Origin of the sequence: Terrisporobacter muris (assembly GCF_024621905.1) — a bacterium.
Lineage (GTDB): Bacteria > Bacillota > Clostridia > Peptostreptococcales > Peptostreptococcaceae > Terrisporobacter > Terrisporobacter muris.
The window spans coordinates 1-1,713 of sequence record NZ_JANKBY010000513.1; the positions used below are offsets into that span (position 1 = coordinate 1).

Below are 1,713 nucleotides of genomic sequence, written 5' to 3' on the forward strand. Positions count from 1 at the left end.
ACATTATATATAGTTGACAAAGTTAACTATATTCAATAGAATATATATTATAGTTAACAAAGTGAACTAAATCATGAAGAGGTGGAGAGATGGATAATTTTGATTGGATAGATATGACAGTAAAAATGAATGAAGTAAGACTATTTAGTAGAACATTAGTGCATCGTTATACACCAGCACTTGAAAGAACTAATCAAGAATACGATTTATTGTCTCAGCTTATAAAGAATGAAGAAGGTATGACACCTATTAAACTTAGCAAAGCAATGTGTTTAAATAAAACAATTTTAAGTAGATTAATAGATAGTTTAAGTAAGAATGGATATGTAACTAAAAAGCCAGATATACATGATAAAAGAAGCTACTCTGTTTGTATTACAGAGGCTGGAAGAAAAGAGTTACAAAAAATATATGAACTTTACTTATCACCAATATATAAGTTACGTAAGAAGTTAGGTGATGAAGAGTTTTTTAAATTAATTTCATCTATTGAAAAAGCAAATAAAATAATGAATGAGGAATAGGAGAGTGAAGGATGAGTTTTTATCAGGCGATGCAACTAGGTGCAGCACAACTAAAACCTTTGATAAAAGAAGAGTCAGATAAAAAGATAAAACAAAAATATATAGGGGCACTAATAATTAAAAATATTTTATGTATGCTATTTTGTATTTTAATAGTGTCTTCATTTAGCAGTATTTTTGGAAGTGAAAATAGTATAGTAGGTGTTGTAACAGTAATGTTAATACTAACTTTTAGATCTGCAAACTTAGATTTTAAGGTAAAACAGTCATCTGTTACTTTAATTGGAATTTTTCTAATATATTCAGTTGCTCCTTATTTATCGAATATATCAAATCCAATATTAGGATTTATTATAAACTTTATTTCGATAGTTACTATAATAGTATTAACTTGTCATAACATGATGTATGCAAATCACATAATACTAATATTATCGTATTTCCTTTTATATGGTAATGGTGTTAGTAGTGTAGAAGTATATTTATCTCGTGTTATTGGGTTATTATTTGGTGGTATAATTGTAGCTTCAATATTTTATATTAAACATAAAAAAACAAAAAAAGAATATGATAATACTATTTTAGATGTTATAAAAGGTTTTGATATAAAAACAGAGAGAAGTAGATGGCAGTTAAAACTTGCTCTTGGAATTAATACTGCAGTACTAATAGGAGAGTTTATGCATTTTCCTAAAACAATGTGGATAGCTTTTGCATGTATGTCAGTAATTCAGCAAACAACTAAGGAAAAGTTAAATGTACGTTGTAAAAGCAGAATAATATTTGCAATTGTCGGTTGTATTACATTTTTTGTTATTTATATAGTATTACCAGAACAGCTTAGAACAATGTTGCCACTTATGGCTGGATTAATGGTTGGTTTTTGTGCTACTTATGAATGGCAAACAGTAGTAAATAGTTTTTCAGCATTACCCTCTGCAGTTGCAACACTAGGTTTAACAGATACTATTACATCTCGTATAGTAAGTAATGTTTTTGGATCGCTATATAGTAAATTATTTGATAATTTATATGACAAAGTAATTTATCATATGGATAATAGATTTAATAATGAAGACGAAGATGAATTTGAACAAATTGAAGTAAATATATAGATATTAAAAAGTCGACGAAAATTTATTCGTCGACTTTTTATATAGTTATATTAATTATTACATATTAAAAGTAA

General features: G+C 26.6%; 2 protein-coding genes. Both read left to right on the forward strand.

Going from position 1 to position 1,713, the window contains the following annotated elements; translation table 11 throughout:
• The first annotated feature begins 89 nt into the window (after nucleotides 1-89).
• Nucleotides 90-524, forward strand: coding sequence for a MarR family winged helix-turn-helix transcriptional regulator (locus NSA58_RS19805; protein ID WP_039680937.1), 435 nt, complete (start codon nucleotides 90-92; stop codon nucleotides 522-524).
• Nucleotides 525-535: 11 nt separating this feature from the next.
• Nucleotides 536-1,639 (forward strand): FUSC family protein, encoded by a 1,104-nt coding sequence (locus NSA58_RS19810; protein WP_074429503.1) that lies wholly within the window; start codon nucleotides 536-538, stop codon nucleotides 1,637-1,639.
• Nucleotides 1,640-1,713 lie beyond the last annotated feature (74 nt).